The 19,894-nt window shown below is 53.8% G+C and carries 19 protein-coding genes; 8 read left to right on the forward strand and 11 right to left on the reverse strand.

Features of this window, described 5'->3' with window-relative positions:
- Nucleotides 1–7 precede the first annotated feature (7 nt).
- Nucleotides 8–1,144 carry a S1C family serine protease gene (locus BCV73_RS22445; protein WP_089548593.1) on the forward strand — a complete coding sequence of 379 codons (1,137 nt, stop codon included), beginning with the start codon at nt 8–10 and terminating at the stop codon, nt 1,142–1,144.
- Nucleotides 1,145–1,191: 47 nt separating this feature from the next.
- On the opposite strand, the gene BCV73_RS22450 is transcribed toward BCV73_RS22445, so the two are convergent.
- Nucleotides 1,192–1,455, reverse strand: a complete 264-nt coding sequence (locus BCV73_RS22450; RefSeq protein ID WP_218828173.1) for a hypothetical protein — start codon at nt 1,453–1,455, stop codon at nt 1,192–1,194.
- Nucleotides 1,456–1,742: 287 nt separating this feature from the next.
- Nucleotides 1,743–2,381: an HD domain-containing protein gene (locus BCV73_RS22455; RefSeq protein ID WP_089548594.1), complete on the reverse strand. Its 639-nt coding sequence runs from the start codon at nt 2,379–2,381 to the stop codon at nt 1,743–1,745.
- A 174-nt stretch (nt 2,382–2,555) separates the two neighbouring features.
- On the opposite strand from BCV73_RS22455, the gene BCV73_RS22460 reads away from it, so the two are divergent.
- Complete coding sequence (locus BCV73_RS22460) at nt 2,556–3,476, forward strand: LysR family transcriptional regulator (RefSeq protein ID WP_089548595.1); 921 nt, start codon at nt 2,556–2,558, stop codon at nt 3,474–3,476.
- A gap of 133 nt (nt 3,477–3,609) precedes the next feature.
- On the opposite strand, the gene BCV73_RS22465 is transcribed toward BCV73_RS22460, so the two are convergent.
- The 3 genes from BCV73_RS22465 to BCV73_RS22475 form a co-directional block, all read right to left on the reverse strand.
- On the reverse strand, nt 3,610–4,536 hold the full coding sequence (locus tag BCV73_RS22465; protein ID WP_089548596.1) for a carbohydrate ABC transporter permease: 927 nt from the start codon (nt 4,534–4,536) through the stop codon (nt 3,610–3,612).
- A gap of 12 nt (nt 4,537–4,548) precedes the next feature.
- A complete protein-coding gene (locus BCV73_RS22470; protein WP_089548597.1) occupies nt 4,549–5,514 on the reverse strand; it encodes an ABC transporter permease in 966 nt (321 codons plus the stop codon).
- Between the two features lie 70 nt (nt 5,515–5,584).
- On the reverse strand, nt 5,585–7,189 hold the full coding sequence (locus BCV73_RS22475) for an extracellular solute-binding protein (protein ID WP_244879511.1): 1,605 nt from the start codon (nt 7,187–7,189) through the stop codon (nt 5,585–5,587).
- Nucleotides 7,190–7,550: 361 nt separating this feature from the next.
- Between BCV73_RS22475 and BCV73_RS22480 the strand changes: the two genes are divergently transcribed.
- The 3 genes from BCV73_RS22480 to BCV73_RS22490 all read left to right on the forward strand — a co-directional run bounded on the left by BCV73_RS22480 (nt 7,551) and on the right by BCV73_RS22490 (nt 11,067).
- Nucleotides 7,551–8,966 (forward strand): FAD-dependent oxidoreductase, encoded by a 1,416-nt coding sequence (locus BCV73_RS22480; protein ID WP_089548599.1) that lies wholly within the window; start codon nt 7,551–7,553, stop codon nt 8,964–8,966.
- A gap of 36 nt (nt 8,967–9,002) precedes the next feature.
- Complete coding sequence (locus BCV73_RS22485; RefSeq protein WP_089548600.1) at nt 9,003–10,415, forward strand: MBL fold metallo-hydrolase; 1,413 nt, start codon at nt 9,003–9,005, stop codon at nt 10,413–10,415.
- Between the two features lie 64 nt (nt 10,416–10,479).
- Nucleotides 10,480–11,067 (forward strand): histidine phosphatase family protein, encoded by a 588-nt coding sequence (locus BCV73_RS22490; RefSeq protein WP_076177049.1) that lies wholly within the window; start codon nt 10,480–10,482, stop codon nt 11,065–11,067.
- 106 nt (nt 11,068–11,173) lie between these two features.
- On the opposite strand, the gene BCV73_RS22495 is transcribed toward BCV73_RS22490, so the two are convergent.
- Complete coding sequence (locus BCV73_RS22495) at nt 11,174–11,989, reverse strand: helix-turn-helix domain-containing protein (protein ID WP_089548601.1); 816 nt, start codon at nt 11,987–11,989, stop codon at nt 11,174–11,176.
- A 192-nt stretch (nt 11,990–12,181) separates the two neighbouring features.
- On the opposite strand from BCV73_RS22495, the gene BCV73_RS22500 reads away from it, so the two are divergent.
- Nucleotides 12,182–12,928 carry a YqcI/YcgG family protein gene (locus BCV73_RS22500; protein ID WP_076177051.1) on the forward strand — a complete coding sequence of 249 codons (747 nt, stop codon included), beginning with the start codon at nt 12,182–12,184 and terminating at the stop codon, nt 12,926–12,928.
- A gap of 97 nt (nt 12,929–13,025) precedes the next feature.
- Here the strand turns inward: BCV73_RS22500 and BCV73_RS22505 are convergent, their stop codons facing one another.
- Nucleotides 13,026–14,375, reverse strand: a complete 1,350-nt coding sequence (locus tag BCV73_RS22505) for an aminotransferase-like domain-containing protein (protein ID WP_089548602.1) — start codon at nt 14,373–14,375, stop codon at nt 13,026–13,028.
- Between the two features lie 170 nt (nt 14,376–14,545).
- Here BCV73_RS22505 and BCV73_RS22510 point away from each other — a divergent pair, with 170 nt between their 5' ends.
- The gene (locus BCV73_RS22510; RefSeq protein WP_089548603.1) at nt 14,546–15,211 is read left to right on the forward strand and encodes a nitroreductase family protein; all 666 of its coding nucleotides are present in this window, start codon (nt 14,546–14,548) and stop codon (nt 15,209–15,211) included.
- Nucleotides 15,212–15,325: 114 nt separating this feature from the next.
- On the opposite strand, the gene BCV73_RS22515 is transcribed toward BCV73_RS22510, so the two are convergent.
- Complete coding sequence (locus BCV73_RS22515; RefSeq protein WP_089548604.1) at nt 15,326–16,120, reverse strand: SDR family NAD(P)-dependent oxidoreductase; 795 nt, start codon at nt 16,118–16,120, stop codon at nt 15,326–15,328.
- A 185-nt stretch (nt 16,121–16,305) separates the two neighbouring features.
- Nucleotides 16,306–17,319, reverse strand: a complete 1,014-nt coding sequence (locus BCV73_RS22520; protein WP_089548605.1) for a helix-turn-helix transcriptional regulator — start codon at nt 17,317–17,319, stop codon at nt 16,306–16,308.
- A gap of 198 nt (nt 17,320–17,517) precedes the next feature.
- On the opposite strand from BCV73_RS22520, the gene BCV73_RS22525 reads away from it, so the two are divergent.
- On the forward strand, nt 17,518–17,910 hold the full coding sequence (locus BCV73_RS22525) for a hypothetical protein (protein ID WP_076177056.1): 393 nt from the start codon (nt 17,518–17,520) through the stop codon (nt 17,908–17,910).
- A 69-nt stretch (nt 17,911–17,979) separates the two neighbouring features.
- Here BCV73_RS22525 and BCV73_RS22530 read toward each other — a convergent pair whose 3' ends face one another.
- Both BCV73_RS22530 and thyX read right to left on the reverse strand, forming a co-directional pair.
- Nucleotides 17,980–18,960, reverse strand: a complete 981-nt coding sequence (locus BCV73_RS22530; protein ID WP_089548606.1) for a Gfo/Idh/MocA family protein — start codon at nt 18,958–18,960, stop codon at nt 17,980–17,982.
- A gap of 93 nt (nt 18,961–19,053) precedes the next feature.
- The gene (thyX, locus tag BCV73_RS22535) at nt 19,054–19,764 is read right to left on the reverse strand and encodes an FAD-dependent thymidylate synthase (RefSeq protein ID WP_076177058.1); all 711 of its coding nucleotides are present in this window, start codon (nt 19,762–19,764) and stop codon (nt 19,054–19,056) included.
- Between the last annotated feature and the right edge of the window lie 130 nt (nt 19,765–19,894).

A 19,894-nucleotide genomic window follows, 5' to 3' on the forward strand; every position in this document is an offset into this window, starting at 1 on the left:
AGGGAATATGAGTAAAGGCATTTGGATCAGCGCACTGGCCTCCCTGATCATCCTCGGCTTGGGAGGCGGCGGGACGTATTTCATTCACAGGACGGCCGAGAACGAGCTTGGCGGGGCGCCGCTGCTCGCGGTGCAAACGGCAGCCAATGCAGCCACTGCAGCGGCCGTGACGAAAGAAAAAAAGACGCGCAAGGAGATTATCGAGGACAGCCAGAAACGGGTCGTCACGATCGAAAGCGGAGACGGACTCGGCTCCGGATTTCTATATAACGATCAAGGTGACCTGTTAACCAACGCCCATGTCGTAACCGGGTCACAGCAGGTAACGGTGCGGACGCTGAATCACGAAGAATATAAAGGAACCGTCATCGGGATCGGAGCCGATACGGATGTTGCGGTCGTTCGCGTGCCTGAGCTTAAGAAACTCGCCCCGCTTCCCGTAGCCGAAGGCTACAAGGCGGAGGTCGGGGACGAAATCCTCGCGCTCGGCAGCCCTTTGGGTCTGGAAAATACGGTAACGACGGGGATTATCAGCGGACTCGGCCGCAGCTTCGATATTGATCCGTACACCTACAGCAATCTGTACCAAATCTCTGCGCCGATTACCCACGGCAACAGCGGCGGACCGCTGGTCAATGCAGAAACGGGTGAAGTGCTGGGTATCAACTCGGCGGCTGTGTCCGAGGGACCAGGAATCGGGTTCAGCATTCCGATCTCCAGCATTCTTCAGCAGGCCAGGGAATGGTCCAAGACCCCGATGACCGAGCTTCCGGCTGGGAACGGCAGAGATGAGTACGGTACGGACAGCGACGGAACGGTCGCGGACGAGCGGGACATTGTCGCTGTCTTCTATCAAAGCCTGAATAACGGCGATTACGTCACGGCGTATTCCCTGCTCGGCAGCGAATGGCAGAGCGGGATCAGTTACGAGGATTTCCGGGCGGGATATTTGAATACCGGTGATATAACGCTTGGCCCTTTGACGCTTGAAGAGCAGGACGACGGCGCTTTGGTCAGCGTGGATATTACGGCTGAGGAGCGGCGCAAGAGCGGCACCGTCTATCAAGGTTACCGGATGAACTATTCGGTCGGGTATGAGAACGGAGAATTGAAAATATTGCACGGCAAAGGGAAGAAGCTTTAAGTTTCTCCTCCCTGGAACAGCTCCTGTCCCTTGTGGATAGGGGCTTATTATTTACGGGAATCGCCGGTCGAAAGCTCCATCTCTTCCTTGTGGCCTTTCCACTCGACGGTAACTTGAATGGTTGAGTCCTCCAGCGGAATAGCGCCGTTGCCTCCGGATCCGCTAACGATGTCTCTGTTCCCTGACAATTTTTGTTCCCCGCTCCCACCCATCGTTGTGCCGGTGAATTTATATTTCACTCTCCCCACGTTAGCCGGGTCTTTCCCTTTGTACCGGATTTGAAACCGCTCCATATGATCTTCTCGATTCATTTTGGTAATTGTATAGCTTGCAGACCAGGTTTTACTTTCGCCAGTAAATTGAATCACGGAAGGATGACTTAGACATCCGGATAACATCGCAAGAGTAATGACCCATAAGCCAATGAGCACCTTCTTCATTGAAATCCCTCCCCGCCATTCTAATGAAGTATATAAATAGAACGCGGTAAAATCGGAGTAGTTGGCGTAAACCTTCAATTAAACTGAAAAAGGCTAATGCATGAAAAACCGATGCCGCAAGGCATCGGTTTTTTTTTCGGAAAGGCAAGTGTATCCACTTACTCGTCCCAATGCGAGTGAAGAACCAAATCACAGAAGTTCGGACGTTTGTATCCTGGCAGCAGCCGTTCGCATACATCCGATTTGATGTTGCCGAATGTCGTTTCCGGCTTATGCTTGAAGCCTTCCAGAAAAGCGTTCAGAATCTTGCTTTTAAACTGGTTCCGCGGGAAAGCCGTTACAATTTGCTCACGAATCTCCGGCGTAATCACATCAAAATTTTCTCCCATGACATCATAACCGACACCTGAATAAATCAGCGCAACTTCCGGCTCCTTATACTGCGCAATGCCGATCGTCGTGTGCAGGGCGACGGCATCCCAGACGCGCCGGATCGACTCTTCCGGAACCTGATGCGATTCCAAAAACTTTCTTGCCGCATTGGCCCCGTCAACCTCAAACCGCTTGTCAGGACTGCTGAAATGATTGGTTAATCCCAAATCATGGAACAAAGCACTAATATACAGCAGCTCGGCATCATACGTTATTCCAGCCTGCTCCCCCTGTACGGCACCAAACAGATATACCCGATGAGAATGATTCCACAGCAAATCATCCCCATGATCCCGAAGCAGCTCGGCAGCCTGTCTGGCTAATGCGCTGTCCGGGATTTTTACATGACCGATGGATAAGGACATTGTCATACACCTCGCAAAAAAAGATTGTGTTGTTGATGCCCTCATTGTAAAATGCAGTATACGATAGATCAATGTTATGATTTCTATAATAATAATAGATAAACCACATCATTTGGACACTCATAGCATTCATACACTCATCATGCCATCCTACACCTCGGGAGGAAACGAATCATGGAGATACGGCAATTGGAATATTTCCAAGCGATTTGCGAGGAGCTTCACTTCACGCGGGCCGCAGATAAATTAAATGTGACCCAGCCTACGCTGAGCCATCAGATCAAGTCGCTTGAAGACGAAATCGGCACCCCTCTTTTTGACCGAATCGGGAAGAAAATCGCGTTGACCGAGGCGGGGAAGATCCTGAAGTCGCATACGGCTGTCATTTTCAACGCCCTCCAAAGCGCAAAGGACCAAATGAACGAGCTGCAAAGCGGAGATCGCGGAACGCTCGCCATCGGCTCTCCCCCCGGGGAGTTAAATCATTTGGTGTCCTCGCTTCTAGTCGATTTCAACCAGAAATATCCGAACGTTACGGTCAAAATCGTTGAATCCGGAAACGTTACGGAGAAGGTACTGAATAATGAACTCGATGCGGCCGTGACCATTCTGCCCGTCGACGATGACCGGCTGGACAAAATCCCTTTATACTTCGAACAGTTTTATTTAACCGTCTCCTCCAGCCATGAGCTTGCCCAGCGAAAAGAGATTAGCTTTACCGAAGTGGACCGGCTGCCGCTGATCCTGCTTCCCGAGAACCACAAGTGCCGCCAGCTAGTGGACGCGACCTGCCGCATGACCGGCAAACAGATGAGCCCCTTCGTCGAAACCAATTCCATCAGCACCATCTTCAATTTGGTTAAATCGGGTGCCGGCGTCAGCATCTTATCCAAATCGCTGATCGATCTGAACCGTGACGGTGCGATATCCGCAATCCCTATCGTCAATCCCACCTTATACCGGCAGATCGTCATCATTATGAATAAGGATAAATTTTTAAGCCACGCGGCCCGGGCGTTTATTTCCCTTCTTCAGCAATTTGTGGAAAATAACAAGTTAGGCAATCCGGTCCCCCATGCGGTGTTGGAGAGCTAGAGCCCGTTCGTGATCGCGCTAATCTTTTCCCGTCCAACACGAAAACTGCCGCATTTGAACGGTACCCTCACTGGTTCGACATCGGCTAACCATTGGAGGTGCACTTCAACTTCGCGGCAGTTCGTTGTTAGGTTTACCCTTTGACCGAGCCGATCATCATCCCTTTCACAAAGAAACGCTGCAGGAAGGGATAGAGTGCCAGTACCGGAACGCTGGCGACCATGATGAGAGCATACTTGATGAGTTCCGCGTACCGCTGGGCTTCCACGATCGTTTCCGGGTCCACGACGGCATCGGTTCCGTGGGCCGACATCTGGCTGGAGATCAGGATGCTGCGCAGGATTAACTGCAGGGGATACAGATCCGCATCGTGCAGATAAATCAGCGCGCTGAAAAAGGAGTTCCACTGGGAGACCGCGGTAAACAGCGCCATGACCGCAATGATGGGCGCCGACAGCGGAATGACCATGCTGAAGAAGAAGCGGAAGGTCGAGCAGCCGTCGACCTTGGCCGATTCCAGCATTTCCTCCGGCAGCGTATTTTGGAAAAACGTCCGCACCACGATGACGTAATACGCCGATGCGGCTGTGGGCACAAACAGCGCCCAGATCGTGTCGACCATGCCCAAATTTTTGACCACCATATAGGTCGGGATCATGCCCCCGCTGAAAAACATCGTAAAGACGATCAGCACCATGAACACATTCCGCCCGTCCAGCTCCTTGCGAGACAAGGCGTAGCCGCCCGGGATCATGATCGCTAAGCTTAAAACGACGTCCAGCACCGTGTACAGAAACGTATTCGCATAACCTCTCCATACGTCGTGGTTCTGGAGGATGATGCGGTAGCCTTCCAGCGTAAACCCTTTGGGCCAAAGGCTGACGTTCCCGGAATTGACGGCTGTCGGTTCGCTGAACGAGGAAATGACGATGAAATACAAAGGATACAGGACGATCAGCAGAATAACGGTCAGTATCGTATAGTTGCACAGGTCAAACACTTTGTCGGCACGGGAACGGGCAATCCTTGCGGTATGGTCGAATGCATCCGTTTTAGCCATGAGCGCTCCCTCCTAGAACAAGCTTTGCTGCTTCAATTTTTTGGCGAGCTGGTTCATCGTCAGCAGCAGGGTAAAATTGATGAGGTTGTCGAACAGGCCGATCGCCGCCGAGTAGCTGTACTGCGCGCCGACCAAGCCGGTCTTGTACACATAGGTTTGAATCACTTCCGACGAATCGATATTCAAGGAGTTCTGCATCAGCAGCACTTTCGAGAAGCCCAGGGAAGCAAAGTGCCCCATTTTGAGAATGAGCATGATCATAATGACAGGCATGATCGTAGGCACGTCGATATGGCGTACCCTTTGGAATTTATTGGCCCCGTCCATAATCGCAGCTTCATGAAGCTGCGGATCGACGGACGTCAGGGCGGCCAAATAGATGATCGCGCTCCAGCCCGTCGTTTGCCAAATCTCCGAGATGACGTACATCGGTTTGAACCATGCCGCTTCGCCGAAAAAATTGATCCGCTCCCCGCCGAAGAGGTCGATCCAATGGTTGATCATCCCCGTCCGCGGATTCAAGAAAATGTACAGCATGCCGACCAATACCACGGTCGAAATAAAGTGCGGGGCGTAAGTAATGGTCTGAACCCATTTCTTGAAGCGGAGCCGGGCGACCTGATTCAGCATGAGCGCGAACACGACCGCGATCGGGAAGGCAAAGATCAGGTCGTACAGATTGATCAGCAGCGTATTTTTGAGCGTATTCCAGAATTGATAGGACCGGAAGAAGCGCTCGAAATGCTCGAACCCCACCCAGGGGCTCCCCCAAATCCCGTCTATGGCGCGAAAATTTTTAAAAGCGATCTGAAGACCGTACATGGGCGCGTACTGAAATATCGCGAAATGCAGCAAAAGCGGCAGCAGCAAAACGTAGAGCTGCCAGTTGCGGATGACCCGCTGCCACAGCGAAGCAGCCTTCGGTTTCGCGGGCTTCTCCAGCTGCGCGAGCGCCGTCCTTTCGATTTTGGTGTTCATCGTTATCAACCGTCCTTTACGTTACGCGGGGCCGGAAACCAGCTCGCGAACGGATGTTGGGGGCAGTTTTCTATTTGGCCAGGTTCGCTTTATTCGTATCGTAGCCGTCCTGGTACACCTTCGTATAATCGCTCAGCCCCATTTTGTTCAGCGTCTCCAGGTACGTATTCCACTCTTCGTCGATGCCGCCTTTGGCGATCCATTGGGCTTCCATTTTATCCGTGTACGTTTTGATATCCGTCTGATACTGCTCGATGCTCTTGTACTGCGCGTCCGTGAACATAATATTCGGGTACACCCAAGGCTTCATGTACGGAACCAGAGCTTCGTACCACTCGTCAAAATCGGGATCCAGCTGCCCGGGCTCCGCTTTCGGCAGAATCTGCTTGTCGCGCATTTCCTGCGAGAAGCCGTAGACGAAGTCATTGTAAGGCGTCTCTTTGACCTTCCATTCGCCGGCCGTATAGTTGTCCGGATTCGGGATGGTGTCATACGTGCCGTCAGCCAGCTTCTTCAGACGGTTCGGGCCTTCGCGAAGCTTCATGGACATTTCCGGCTCGTAAGCCCGGTCGACCCATCTCATCGTCGCCTCGGGGTACGGGTTGACCTTCGTGATGACGAACATGCCCGGGGTCATCTGCAAATTGTTGCGCGGGGTGATCTGGGAGCCGTCCGGCCCGGCGAGCGGGATCATCGGCGAACCGTAATCCCACCGGTAGTCCGCATTGGTGATCTGGTCGGCGCTCCAGGCGAAGAATGCTCCAACAGACGCTTTTTTGCCGGAGGATACTTTGGCGATCAGCTGGGTGGAGTTTTGCGTCATGCTGTCCGGATCGATCAGCCCTTTTTCATACAGCGAGTGCAGGTACTTGACCGTATTTTTGAACTCTTCCGTCGCTCTGACGAATACCACCTTGTCATCCTGCACGATAAAGGTTTCGTCGATCGTATTGAAGGATCCGAACAGGTAGCCGAACCCATACTGCGAGTCACCGAAGACGCCGGTCAGCGGAATTTCGTTATTCGGATTGCCGTCTCCGTCCATGTCCATCGTTTTGAATGCCTCGAGTGCCTTCGTGAGCTCCTCCGTCGTCTCCGGCATTTCCAAGCCGGCCTTCTTCAGCCATTCCTTGTTCACCCACAGCGTATTCCCGTCGGCATGCTTATACTCCGACATGTTGGCCATCGGCAGGGAGTAAATATGCCCATCCGGAGCTGTGATCGCCTGCCGTACTTCCGGGTATTTGTTCAGAAAATCCGTCAAATTCGGCGCGTATTTCCCGATGAGATCCTCCAGCGGAATAAACATGCCGTCTGCGCCTCCCGTCACGACCTGCGAGCTGCTGAGCTCCAGCAGCACGTCGGGAAGATCGCCGCTGGCGATAATCAGGTTGCGCTTTGTCGCCCAATCGGTACCCGGGCTGAGGTTCCACTTAATCTGAACATTGGTCCCTTCGTTGATTTCCTTCATCGTCTCAAGCTCATTCCAATTCGTTCCCGTTCGTTCATCATAAGTACCGGCAATGGTCAGGGATATCGGCTTATCGACAATCGGCAGCCCTGTCTCATGAAAGCCCGCGGACGAGCCCTTCGAATCGCCGCCCCCGGAACAGCCCGCCAGCAGCAGGATGGCGCTTAACACGGCCGCCATGGAACCTGCACGTTTGTTACGCATGTTCACGATCGTATTCCTCCTCAAGGCTTGTTTTGACATGAACAACATGTTGGAAAGCTTTCACCCACATGTTAGCAACCTCCGCTCGGATGAGTCCATGCACGCTCTTTTACTGTACATGTATTTTGTTTCAGCAAAGTCAGGGCCTTGTTGGCGGAACGTCAAGTTTTGGAGAAGCATCCCGAATGTTGTCACCTTTCCTTCCCACCCCTGAAACAAAGTGCATCCCCAATGAAGGATTACTGCATGTTCATGCATCTTTGCCCCTCGTATAATGAAAACCAATTCACGCTTCTTAAGCGGTGCACGGCTTAGTGGGCTGTGTCCATCCGCGGAGATTCAATGAGAAAGTAGGGGTTATATGGAAAGCCAATTGCAACGCGAAGTTATCAGAACACAGGTGCTTGTCCTTGGGGGCGGGGCCGGGGGCGTCGGGGCAGCCATTGCAGCCGCACGGGAGGGAGCGCAGACCATGATTGTGGACCGGCAAGGCTTCCTGGGCGGAAACATGACGATCGGACTGCCTTTGCTGGCCTTCCTGGATGCCCAGGGACGCCAGGTTACCCGCGGCCTGCCGCAGGAAATCGTCGACCGTTTGACCCTGCTTGGCGGTTCCTTCGGACACCGGGAATGCCCGCTGCACAATTCGACGACGGTCATCGACCCCAGCTTGATGAAAATCGTCATTTTTGAAAAAATCAAACAGTACGGGGTACAGCCCCTGCTGCACTGCGAAATCATCGGAACAAACGTGGAGGATGGTGAGCTGAAATCCGTTCTCTTAAAGGGAAAAGGCCGGGAAATCGAGGTCTTCGCCGATGTCTTCATCGATGCGACCGGGGACGGCGACGTCGCTTATATGGCGGGCGCCTCGTTTGAGAAAGGGCAGTACGCGAACGGGGAAACCCAGCCGCCTACCCTTATGTTTACCGTCGGCGGCTTTGATCTCGAACGGTTTATGGATTTCCTCGGGGAGCATCCGGAGGAGCTCCGGCACGGATCTTCGATGAAGATCCGCCCAGGCTATACGGCGGAGTTTCTGCGGGCCAGCGAAAATCACGTGTTCGTCGGCTTGAAAAATACGGTTTCCAGGCTCAGGCAGGAAGGCAAATGCCCGATCAGCCGCGATACGATCATCTATATCAATCTGCCTAGGGAGGGGTACATTGCCCTGAACTGCATCCGCATCCTGAATTTTGATGGGACAAAGGTCGAGGAGCTAAGCCGGGGCGAGATCGAATCGCATCTGCAGATCCTTCCCCTGATCGACATGCTGCGCGAGCACATCCCGGGGTTTGAGCACATCTATTTGTCCTCGATTGCCCCGTTTCTGGGCATCCGTGAAACGAGGCGGATCATAGGCAAGCAGATGATCCGCGAAGAGGCGGCCGTGAACGGGATCATTCCGGATGACACGATCGCACTCGGCTCGTATATTATCGACATTCACAGCGGTTCAGGCGACTCGACCGTTATCCGGTCGCTGGCCGGCCCCTATGGCATCACGTACGGGGCGACGATCGCCAAGGACGTGAAACGGCTGATGCTCAGCGGCCGCTGCATCAGCGTCGACCCCGTCGTCTTCGGCTCTTCCCGGGTCATGCCCACCTGCATGGCCGTCGGCGAAGGCGTGGGCATCGGCGCCGCTCTGGCTGTGAAGCAGCAGATCCCGCCGGAGGATGTCGATGTCCGGATCATCCGGCAAAAGCTCAGGGAGCATGGCGCCATCCTTTCGCTGGAGGACGTTGGCGAGGCAAGCGGGACGACAAGTTTATAATCTAGTGAGCTTATATCCACACAGGAGGCGATCACGTTGCAGGAGGCACAATTGACTTTTTTTGGCGGAGTAGGTAAATCAGGAGGCGTGCAGGTTCTGTACGGCAAAGGAAAACAGGGGCTGATGTTCGACTTTGGCGTCGAGCACAGCAGCCTGCTGTTTCCGACCCAAGTAACGCTGTTTGAACCGGTGAATGCGACACCCGGACGCGAGCTGCGCCAGTTTTTGCTGGGCGGCATGACCGCCCCGCTGCCGGAGCTGTACGATGCTCAGCAGATGGAAGGCCTGAATTGGGCCGCGGTTCGGCGGGTCTGGGGAAACCGGGAATTTCCGGACTACGACCGGGTTCATCTCTATATTGGACATATGCATACGGACCATATGGCGCTGCTTCCCTTTGCCCATCCGGATCTCCCCGTATATATGAACCATGATTCGTATTCCTTGTTCCGCGGCATGGTGGCGGGCCGGCACAGCAAGGATACCGTGGCCAAGATAACAACCTGCGACGACCTGACCGTGGTCGATTTCGGAGAGTTCACGATGCAGGTCGTCGAGATGGATCACAATGCGACCGGCGCATCCGGCATCATCATCGACGACGGCACCCATAGAATTGCGTATACGGGGGACTGGCGCCGGCAGGGTAAGCATCCGGATAAGATCGACCGTTTCATCCGGCTGTGCCAGAGCAAACCGATCGACGTGCTCATTACGGAAGGGACGCGCCTTACATCCGACCCCTCCACCGTTCCGCTGCAGATCACGGAGGAGGCGCTGCTTGCCTCGTTCGCGGAGATCGTTCGCGAAGCGGAAGGACTGGTGTATCTGCAGATGTCGCCGCGGGATTTAGAGCGAATGGCCGACATGATCGCGATCGCCGCAGACCAAGGAAAAAGTATCGTGATGGAGGCGTCGCTTGCCGCCGTCTGGCATACGGCGAACCGGGAAGGCTTGCAGGTGCTCCATGGACATCCGGCGCTTGACGTTCCCGTTCAAGTCATCGATACTACCATGGCTGATGGCATTGAGGTGCCGTACCCTGCCGTCTCTTTGGAAGAAGTCGCCGAGCGCAAGCCAGAAATAGTGTATTTCTTCAAATTTCCGGACCTTGCGCATATGATTGAATTGGAGACGCTGGGAGGCCTGCAGGGTCAATCGCATTTTATTCAGTCGGACTACAGCGTCAAAATCGAGCATGCTGCCGTATCCAAGTTTCTGAACGCCTACGCGATTACCGGCCATTCCCTGTCCAATGGCGGACACGCCCATCCCGAGGCGCTCGCCAGCCTGATCGGCAGCATTGCGCCGAAAACCGTCATTACGCTGCACAGCCGGTTCCCGGTATCGCAGGACACCCGGGGCGTAAAGCCGTATTTTCCGGTAAAAGGGGAAACGGTGCCGGTCTCTTCCATTCTGGAAGCCGCGGCAAGCGGCGTAAACCGCTAAGTGTTAGATTCATTCCTGGTAGGGCTGGGTTACAATCGGAGAAAAGCTTAGGAGGACAAATCGGGTGACATCAATTACGTTTGTCAGGCATGGAATAACCGATCATAATATCGAGAACAGGGCGCAGGGGCATACGCAAAATCCGCTGAACGAAACCGGAAGAATGCAGGCTGCGCTCGTAGCCAAGCGGCTGGCCGGGGAGCATTGGGATCTGTTTATCTCAAGCGACCTGCGGCGCGCCCGGGAGACGGCCGACATCATCGCGGCCGAAATCAAGAAACCGGTCGATTTCTACGACGTGCGCCTGCGCGAGATGGACCGCGGCAAGATCGCCGATACGACCGAAGCGGAAAGGGTCCAGCGCTGGGGAGCCCGTTGGCACGAGCTGGACATGGAGCAGGAAACGGATGAGATGATGCGGGCCCGCGGCCGAAGCTTTGTGGAAGAGATGGCCGCCAGATTTCCGGGACAAAAAATTCTCGCCGTCACGCACGGCTATTTTCTGGGGCAAACCTTAAAAGAACTGATGCAGGATGAGTCGACGGGCGTCAAGCTGCGCAATACTTCCGTTACGACCATCGTTCTGAATGACACTGCCTGGACCTATTCGCTCTACGACTGCATCAAGCATTTGGAAGTGACCGAGAGCTAGCAGACCGGGACGCGGACAGCGGGGCGCCTGTCATCACCGGCATGCGAAATCGACCGGACGCCGGCGCCTTGCTCTGTCTTCCCACACAAAGGACACCAGAGACCGGTTACAGCCGGTTCAGCTCGCGGTATTTGGATGGGCTCATGCCCATATTTTTGGAGAACACCCGGCTTAGATACAAGCCGTTCTCATATCCGCAGCAGGTGGCAATCTGGTCCAGCGTCATGTCGGTATCCAGCAGCAGCTCGGCCACTTTACTGATGCGCAAAGACCGGACAAAGTCCGAAGGAGCGATCCGGAACGACTTCCGGAACCGGCGCGTAAACTGGACGGGACTGAGGTTCAGCGAATCCGACAGCTCCCTCATGCTGAACGGGGTGTACGCGTTCTGGTAGATCCATTCGGCCGCACGGTTCATCAGCACATCGTCCGAGTCGGCCAGCAGCTGCTGCTCATCATGGAGATGCTCTCTTTCCCACACCTCGCAGGCGAGCTGCCAGATGTCGTTCATGATCATGTCCTTGCGCAGCACATGCCGCGGTTCTGTCGCTAAATGCAGCTTTCGCAAATAGGCAAAATTGGAAACGAGGCGTTTGTTGTCAAGCGGGTGCGACAAAAACGTCGGCAGCGACGGGACGGGCCCCGTCCGCTCCTCCCCCACCATTTCAAAGCCGATGTAGTGAAGCGCAAGCGGAGACACCATCTCCCGTTCAAAGGTGAACCCCGGCGGGCAGTACACCAGGTCTCCGGCCCCCGCCTCCCCTCGTTCCTCCCCGATCCGGTAATAAAATTTGCCCGATTCCACGGCAAACAGCACCCAGACAGAGTAACAATCCACATCCATTTCAAACCTTTCCTTACGCTCGAAATATGCATGAGAAACCAGATGCAGCGTTTGATTCCACAAGGTTGTTGTCGTCATCTATGCATCGTTCCTTTGGCCTGGAAGATAGTTTCATTGTAAATGGATTGCAGCGGGGCGTTCAATCTTTATTTTGGCCCGATAACATACCATGAGCGGAACCAATATGATGGGCGGGGGCTAAAGCATGGGCTTCTGCACAGTCACCCTCTTGCCCCTGGGCGTATGCTGTAGGTAAAAGGAGGGCTGTTCATGCCGCTTTTGCTGCAGTATACGGACATCGAAAATGAAGAGCTTCCTCTGGAAGCTTGGAAGAAAGACGCCTGCCGGCGGTTTGCGGCCAAGATGACGGACCGGGAAGCCCGGTTCCCCTGCATTCCGGCCACACGGGCGTTTGCACTCGGTCATCTCCGTTTCGGTTTTGCGCCCAGTCCTTGGGATGGTTCGGCAGGGCCGGAGCTCGCAGAGATCATTGCCGAGTATGGCAGAGCTTCGCGTGCTTTCGGGGATTATTCCTCCCTGGTTGTTTTTTTCGAGGCGGAGGAGAACGTTAGAGAGGTTCTGGCGTATGAAAATGCATTCTGGAACTTACTGAACCAGGTCAGCCGTTTGGATCGTACGCCGTGGCCGGAGGACATTCCGGAAGACCCGGAACAGGCGCTGTGGGAGTTCTGTTACGATGGCGAACGGTATTTCGTCTACTGCGGCACCCCGGCACATACATCCCGTCAGAGCCGAAGCTTCCCCTATTTCATGCTGGCTTTGACGCCGCGCTGGGTGTTGGACCAGTGGAACGCCTATCCTGAAAAAGCGGCTGAGATCGCTCCCCGGATCCGTGCACGCCTTGCCGCATACGACACCGCGCCGGCCCATCCGGAATTAAAGCCTTACGGATCGCAGGGGAATCTTGAATACAAGCAGTATTTTCTGCGGGATGACGACACCTCGCCGGCCGGATGCCCCTTCCATCGGGCAATAACGGAGCGGGCAGGGAAGTAAAACGGTTTGGCTCTCGATCAAGCAGCAGCTGCCCCGTGCGGGCGGCCCTGCTGCTTTTTTAATGCCGTATGCCGTCTTAATGCACTCCTTCTTAACGTCATACCAGGCATTTGAGCTCCCGGCTTACTTCTCCGATGATCTCCCGGACTCCCTCCTCAATCCGTTCCGGCTGCGCCCTAGCAATGCTGATTCTTAAAAACTTCTCCTGCTCCCTATAGTCCGATAAATAGAACCGCTTGCTCGAAACAACGAGAATCTTCTTTGCGGCAAGCCGCTCAACGAGGCGTTCCAGATTGGCCTTTTTCGGCAGCTTGAACGGAACATACAATCCCGAGGACACAGGGGGGATATCGATCAGGCCTGAACCGTTATGCCGCAAAACCGCCTTATTCAGTTCGCGGATCCGGTCAGCATATTGGCTGCGTATCTTTCGCTTGTGCCGCTCATACATACCGCTTTTGATGTAGACTTCAAGCGCTGCCTGGGACAGCTGCGATGTGTCGGCATATCTTTTGTATTCGCAGAACGCCTTCATCAGCTTCTCCGGCAGCACGGCGGCCCCGAGCCGTAGCCCCGGGAATATTATTTTTGAGAAACTTTTCAAATATATGACGTGTGACATGCCGCTGTAGGCATAAATGGGATCTGTTCCCGGCTCTTCTCCCAGATCGGCCATGTAATCGTCCTCCACGACATAAACGTCGTATTTGCCGGCCAGCCGGGCAATCGCCTTTCTTTCTTCCCGGCTGAATGAAGTCCCTAGCGGGCTGTGATACCTGGACATGGTGTAGAAGAATTTGATCCCGCCGTGTTTGAACTTCTCCTCCAATTGCTGCAAATCAATTCCCGCGGTCGTCCGGGAAATTCCGCATACCGGGATGCCCTCCGTCTCAAGATACCGTAAAAAGATGTCGTAACTGGGCTGTTCTACCAAGATGATGGACTTCCCATTCGGGAACGGCATTTTTGCTAATATTTCGAGCGCTTGGTTCGCACCCGCCGAAACGATGATCCTCTCCTTTTGGGCAAACACCTGGTCTTCCGCAAAATGGGAAACGAGCGTATGACGGAGCCTCTTCAGTCCTTCGGCTTCGCCGCAGGTGAACAGATGGCTCTGGTACGTGTCTAAGGCCTGGTTCAAGGCGTGCCGAAAATCCAAATACGGAAACAGCGACGGATCGGGCGATGCCGAGGCGAAATCGATCTGCCAGCTCTCCGCAGCGTCGGGCCCTTTGCCGGGTTTCTCCACAACGTAGTAGCCGCTTTGGGAGATGGAGTAAATCATGTGACGGCTCTCCAGCTCCGTGTATGCCCGTGTAACCGTGCTGACGCTGCAGCCATACATCTTCGCCGCATTGCGGACGGAAGGTAGCTTTTGACCCGACTCGAACTGCCCTTCGCTGATTTTACGTTCGATATCGGCAAGGATATCCAAATATTTTTTCATTTTGTTTCCTCACTCTAATAGCGTTATGTATAGAAGACGGCGCAACTGTTACGGTACACTTTGCTGAAAATGCGGTTGTTCCAGACCGCCCGTTGCCATAACATGGCGGTATAAAGGATGCAAGTTCGCGAACAAGATCCTGACTATAGATTAAGGGAGTTGACCCGTTCATGTCATCAACTGTTCAATCCGATTTTCTTACCGTCATCCATGAGCGCCATTCCGTGCGATATTTCGATCCCTCACACATGATCAGTGAACAAGAAATCAAGCAGCTGCTGGAGCTTGCGGGCAGCGCTCCTTCGTCCTGGAATCTACAGCATTGGAAGTTCGTCGCCTTTACCGACATGGATGCCAAACACAAGCTCCTACACGCTGCGAACGGCCAACGGCAGGTCGTCGATGCATCCGTGACCGTCGCTGTGCTCGGCGACCTCGAGGCTAACCGGAATGCCGCAGCGGTCTATGGACCTGTTATGGAAGGCGGGCCTGAAGATGCTTACGCTGGCTATGCTTCATCCCGAATCCTGTTTGATCAAATCGATAAGGCCTATGCAGTGGACGCCTCCTCACCCTACCGGCGCGACGAAGCGATTCGCAACGCTTCACTGGCAGCCATGCAGCTGATGCTCGCCGCCAAAGCGATGGGTCTGGACTCCGGCCCGATGGTCGGCTTCGACGCCGACGCATTCGTCAAAACCTTTCACGTTCCGCCGCGTTATATTCCGGTCCTGCTCGTCGCGATAGGGAAAGCCGTCAAGCCAGCCAGGCCGACCAAGCGCTTCCCGATGGAGCAAACGATCGTCTGGAACGGATTTGATCCTGACAACGCCTGATACTGTAAGGCAGCCCCATCATACCACAATTTGGAATTGGCGTTGCTCTTTACGGCGAAATACCAAAAAGAACCTCGGGATTCCGCCCAAGGTTCTTTTTCGCAACAACATCGATTAAAAAATTGTCGGCACCATTCCCCCATCCATACGGATCGGAGCGCCTTTGAAGGCGGATGCATAAGGGCTGCATACAAAAGCAGCCAATCTGCCGATTTCAAACGGCCGGATAAACCGCTGAATTTCCGATTGGGGCAGGCCTGCCGCCATAAACCTCTTCTCTTTTTCCGAGAAGGTCAGATCTTCGTCAGCGTACATCCCCTCAATGATTTGCTGCACATTTTCAGAGAGGGTCGGTCCCGGCATGATCGTATTCACAGTAACCTCGGTGCCCTTCGTCAATTTGGACAAGCTCTTCGACAGAGATAACAGCATCGACTTGGTCACGGCATACTGAGGCATTTGTCCCGAAGGCATCAACGCTTCCTCGCTTGCAATAAAGAGAACCCGCCCATAATCCTGCTTCAGCATGGTAGGCAGATAAAATTTGGTCAGCCCATTGGCGGCAAGAACATTCGTGCGGAAGTAGGTTTCCCATACTTCGTCGTCAACGTTCTCATATGGCATGATCTCATAGATCCCCATATTGTTCACCAAAATATCAACCTGGGGGAATTTTTCAAATAAAGCTTCTCTTTGCCCTTTATCTACAAGATCGGCCGTCGCCTTCTGCGGAGAGGTCGCCGGGAAGTTCGCCTTGATTTCATTCACCGTTTGTTCTACCTCTGCATCGTTTCGGCCGTTAATGAGTACATGAACGCCTTCTTTGGCCAGCTCGATGGCAATGGCCTTTCCGATCCCTTTCGTAGATCCTGTAACTAACGCTGTCTTATTGTGTAATCCCATATCCATAACAAAAAACTCCTTTTACTCCGGATAGAGATCATATTACCTGACCAGGAGGGTTCAGTAACTAGTGTGCAGCGCCAACGTTCTTGCTATACACGCCAATAAAATAACAGAATATCCCGACAAGCCGAAGCAATCCGAGGTTTGGAAATCGATCGAAAATCGGGCTCTGCTCGCTGTCCTTCGGCTCACGAGTTCGTACTTACATGTTCAGCACGCCAATGGGATGGCGTATTTCCTTCCCAAAGCCGGAAGGCCCGGTAGAACGAATTCTGGTCTTCGTATCCAACCAGGAAAGCGACCTCTTTAATATCAAGCGAAGGGTCCGCCAAATATTCCCGCGCCTGCTCATGTCTGGCTTGCGTCAGCAGGTGCTTGAAGCTGGTGTTCTCCTCTGTAAGCCGGCGCTGCAAGGTACGGTCGCTCATCCCGAGCTCTCTGGCGACAGCCTGGATGTCGGGGCGCCCTGCCGTGAGGCTGCGCTTCAGAATCCATTTGACCGTCTCGGGGAACGAGCGGTTGCGCTGCTGTTCATCAAGCGACCGGTCCAGCGCGGGAGTCAGAATGTCCAGCAGCTCTTCGTTGTACGATAGAAAAGGCCGATCCAGATCTCTCCGGTGCAGCGTCAGCCGGTTGCGTGTAGCACCTACCTGGATCCGGCAGCCGAAATAACTTTCAAGGGTCTGGATATCACCCATTGGCTGCATAAATTCAACGGACCGTGCTTGCACAGGCTGCCCTGTCCCCCGGCGTCCAAGCTCCATGAGGCATGCCAGCGTGATGCCAACCAGCACCGGCGGGCCGGACTCCCCGGGATGCAGCCAGCCCAGCTCGATGGTGCAGTGCTCTCCCTCCTCAGTGATGCGCAGGCTCTCGGGGGGACACATTTGCTTGTACCGGGCCATCCGGTACAGCGCGTCACGGTAATCACGGGCATGATACGTCGCCAAAACGGTCGGCGGGTATTTCGCCGTTTCAAAGACAGTCGCCAGCTGGATGATGCCTTGGGCGACGTCGCCGGCCAGCTCGGAATAAGCCTGCCAAATGGCGAAATATTGGGCCGTGGTGACCTCGGGTTCTGCAATGATCGTAAGCGGGAGTCCTGCGCTGCGGACAACGTCATGCGGGGCAATCCCGAGTTGACGGAATCCTGCCCACAATCCCGGCGGAATTTTTATGCGTTCAGAAATATAGGAACTCATAGCTGCGGCCTCCTTTAAGCAGTCGCATTCGTTGTAATCGGATAGGCGACCTTCGTCATGGATGTACAGCTATTATAGTACCTGTCCTTATCGCTCTGAAACCAGCAAAAAGTGACAGATCTTCGACAAGCCCCAGTCTAGGCTTTCCAGCCAAGAATAGTTTATGATATAGAAAAAGCCAAATTCAGGAGTTATATCATGGATATTGCGAAAAAAGAATTGGTGGTCAACCTCTGCCTTCTCTCCCTTGTTCTAAGCATTTTAAACGGTGCCCTTGTCGTCCATATCAACCATTCGCTGGTATCCGATACCCCATACGCTAGCGGCCCAGGGGATTTCGTCGTGTTTGTGTTTTTCTTTTTGATACTGTATGGATTTCATGCCGTAGTAAGTTTTCTTCATTTCGCTGCGGCAGCATTCGCAAGAAGATCGCTTGTAACAAGACTTGCTGTTTTTAATGCAGCCGGGTTAGCGTTAGTTGGGGCTATTTATGTTTATATCCAGGATGTAACCGTATTGTTTCTGGTCTCCTCCCTCGGTATTTTTTCCCTTGCTACAGCCGTAATGAACCGTAAAAAGGTTGTTGATTAAGTAGTGTACACACTAAAAGACCTGCTCCTGGATCGCAGCAGGCCTCCTTGAAATTTAAATATCGGAACATTACTCAAACGGATAACGGAGTCCCCATTGACCTCGGATCCGGTCGAGCAGCTTCATAATCGCCACCGACTCTTCAAGCGGAATGACCGAGCTTTCGGTCCGCCCCTCCGCCAGACATCTTGCCACTTCCTCGGCTTCAAACGCATACCCGAGCGATGTCCGGTCATCTTCAAAAATCTCTTCACTGCCGTTGACATATAACGCAGCTCTGGTCGCGTTCAAAAAGGAAGGAATTCGAATATACCCTTCCGTGCCGTAAATGCATGCTTCATTGTCCATATTCAGGCGTATGGCCCCGTTCAGCTGTGCGGTTTTGCCTGGGCCATAGGACAGCAGGAGAGAGAACTGCTCGTCCACGCCGGTACTGCCGATCTGAGCGGTACTCGACACTTCCTCCGGTTCAGCCCCAAAGATCAGCGATGCAAAAGACACGGGGTAAATCCCGGCATCCAGCAGTGCCCCGCCCCCAAGGCCCGGATTGAACAGTCTGCCTTCCGGATTGACGCCGGCACGGAATCCAAAATCCGCTTTGACGAGCTTAACGTCACCAATCCGCCCTTCATCCAGCCATTCCCTCACTTTGCGGATGACCGGAAGAAATCTCGTCCACATTCCTTCCATCAGAAAAACCTTGTTCTCCTTGGCATAAGATACAGCCACCTCCAGTTCGCCCGCGTTCACCGTAAAAGGCTTTTCGCACAATACCGCTTTGCCCGCTTTCAAACACAGCAGGACGTTTTCCTTATGTGCAGGATGCGGCGTCGCGACATAGATCGCGTCAATGTCCGGATCGTTTGCCAGCTCTTCGTAGCTGCCGTATGCTTTCCCGATTCCATAGTCAGCGGCGAATCGCGAAGCACTGTCGAGCGTTCTGGAGCCTACGGCCGCTGCCACCCCATTTTCCGTAAAAGCAAGATCTTTTGTAAACTGCGACGCAATCCAGCCCGTTCCCAAAATACCCCATTGGATCGTTTTCGGCATGTGATTATTCCTCCTCAAAGTTAGATTACGAATATTAGACTATTAGTCATGGGTCATTTCATGACTTTCCAGTTTTCCGTTTGGTCGAACTGGCTATTCCTCATTCCCAAGGAGCTCCCCCAGTGAAACGGGAAATAACGGTTTGATCAGCTCGAGCACTGCTTTCGCATACTCCTGGATTTCTTTTTGCGCATCATGCTCCAGCCGTTGAGACAGGAAGTGCGCGACGGATTGAACCGACGCCGTCCAGTACCAGCGTACATACATCCCGTAAGCGGGAAGGAACAACCGGGCTTGTTCCGCGCAAATGCCGTCCGCCAGGGCGGCTTCGTACTTGGAAATGCCCAGCTCCACATAACCCATCAGCTCTTGGGTATGCTTCACGCCAAGCTCCCAATTCACCTCTCCGCCGCTGCCCTGCTTGGAGTTTTCCGGTTGGAGCCTCCACTCGCCTGCCTTTGGGATATAAAATGCAGGGTCTTCTGTTATGTATCGCCGGCTTGATTCGTTCCATGCCTCCAAGCTGTCGCCGGTCCCCTCATAATGGGCAGACCCGACCACGTATTTCCACCATTGTCTGGCCACCATTAATGGGGCATAGACCTCAAACTGAACGATGGCATGGCGAAAAGGCGACGTATGCCCTTCGCGGGCAAGGAACTTGATAAGCCGCACGTCCCGTTCGTTCAACTCCAGCGACTGCTTGGCATAAGAGACCCGGGCCGCATTAACGACGGTTAAGTCCGATCCCATATGATTCACTAAACGCACATAGCCCTGATCCAGCACTTCGATGGTCGACATACCGTCCTCCTTAAGTTCATTCTACAGCAGTGCGGCACTCTTTCGATGTTGTGTGTTCGAAAAGAGGTCCGCTTTTCTATTTCGCCATGCGTTCAAAGAAAGCCTTCCCGGCTCCAATCCTGTCCACCGT

It is taken from the genome of Paenibacillus sp. SSG-1 (assembly GCF_002224835.1).
Taxonomy (GTDB): Bacteria; Bacillota; Bacilli; order Paenibacillales; family Paenibacillaceae; genus Paenibacillus_AQ; species Paenibacillus_AQ favisporus.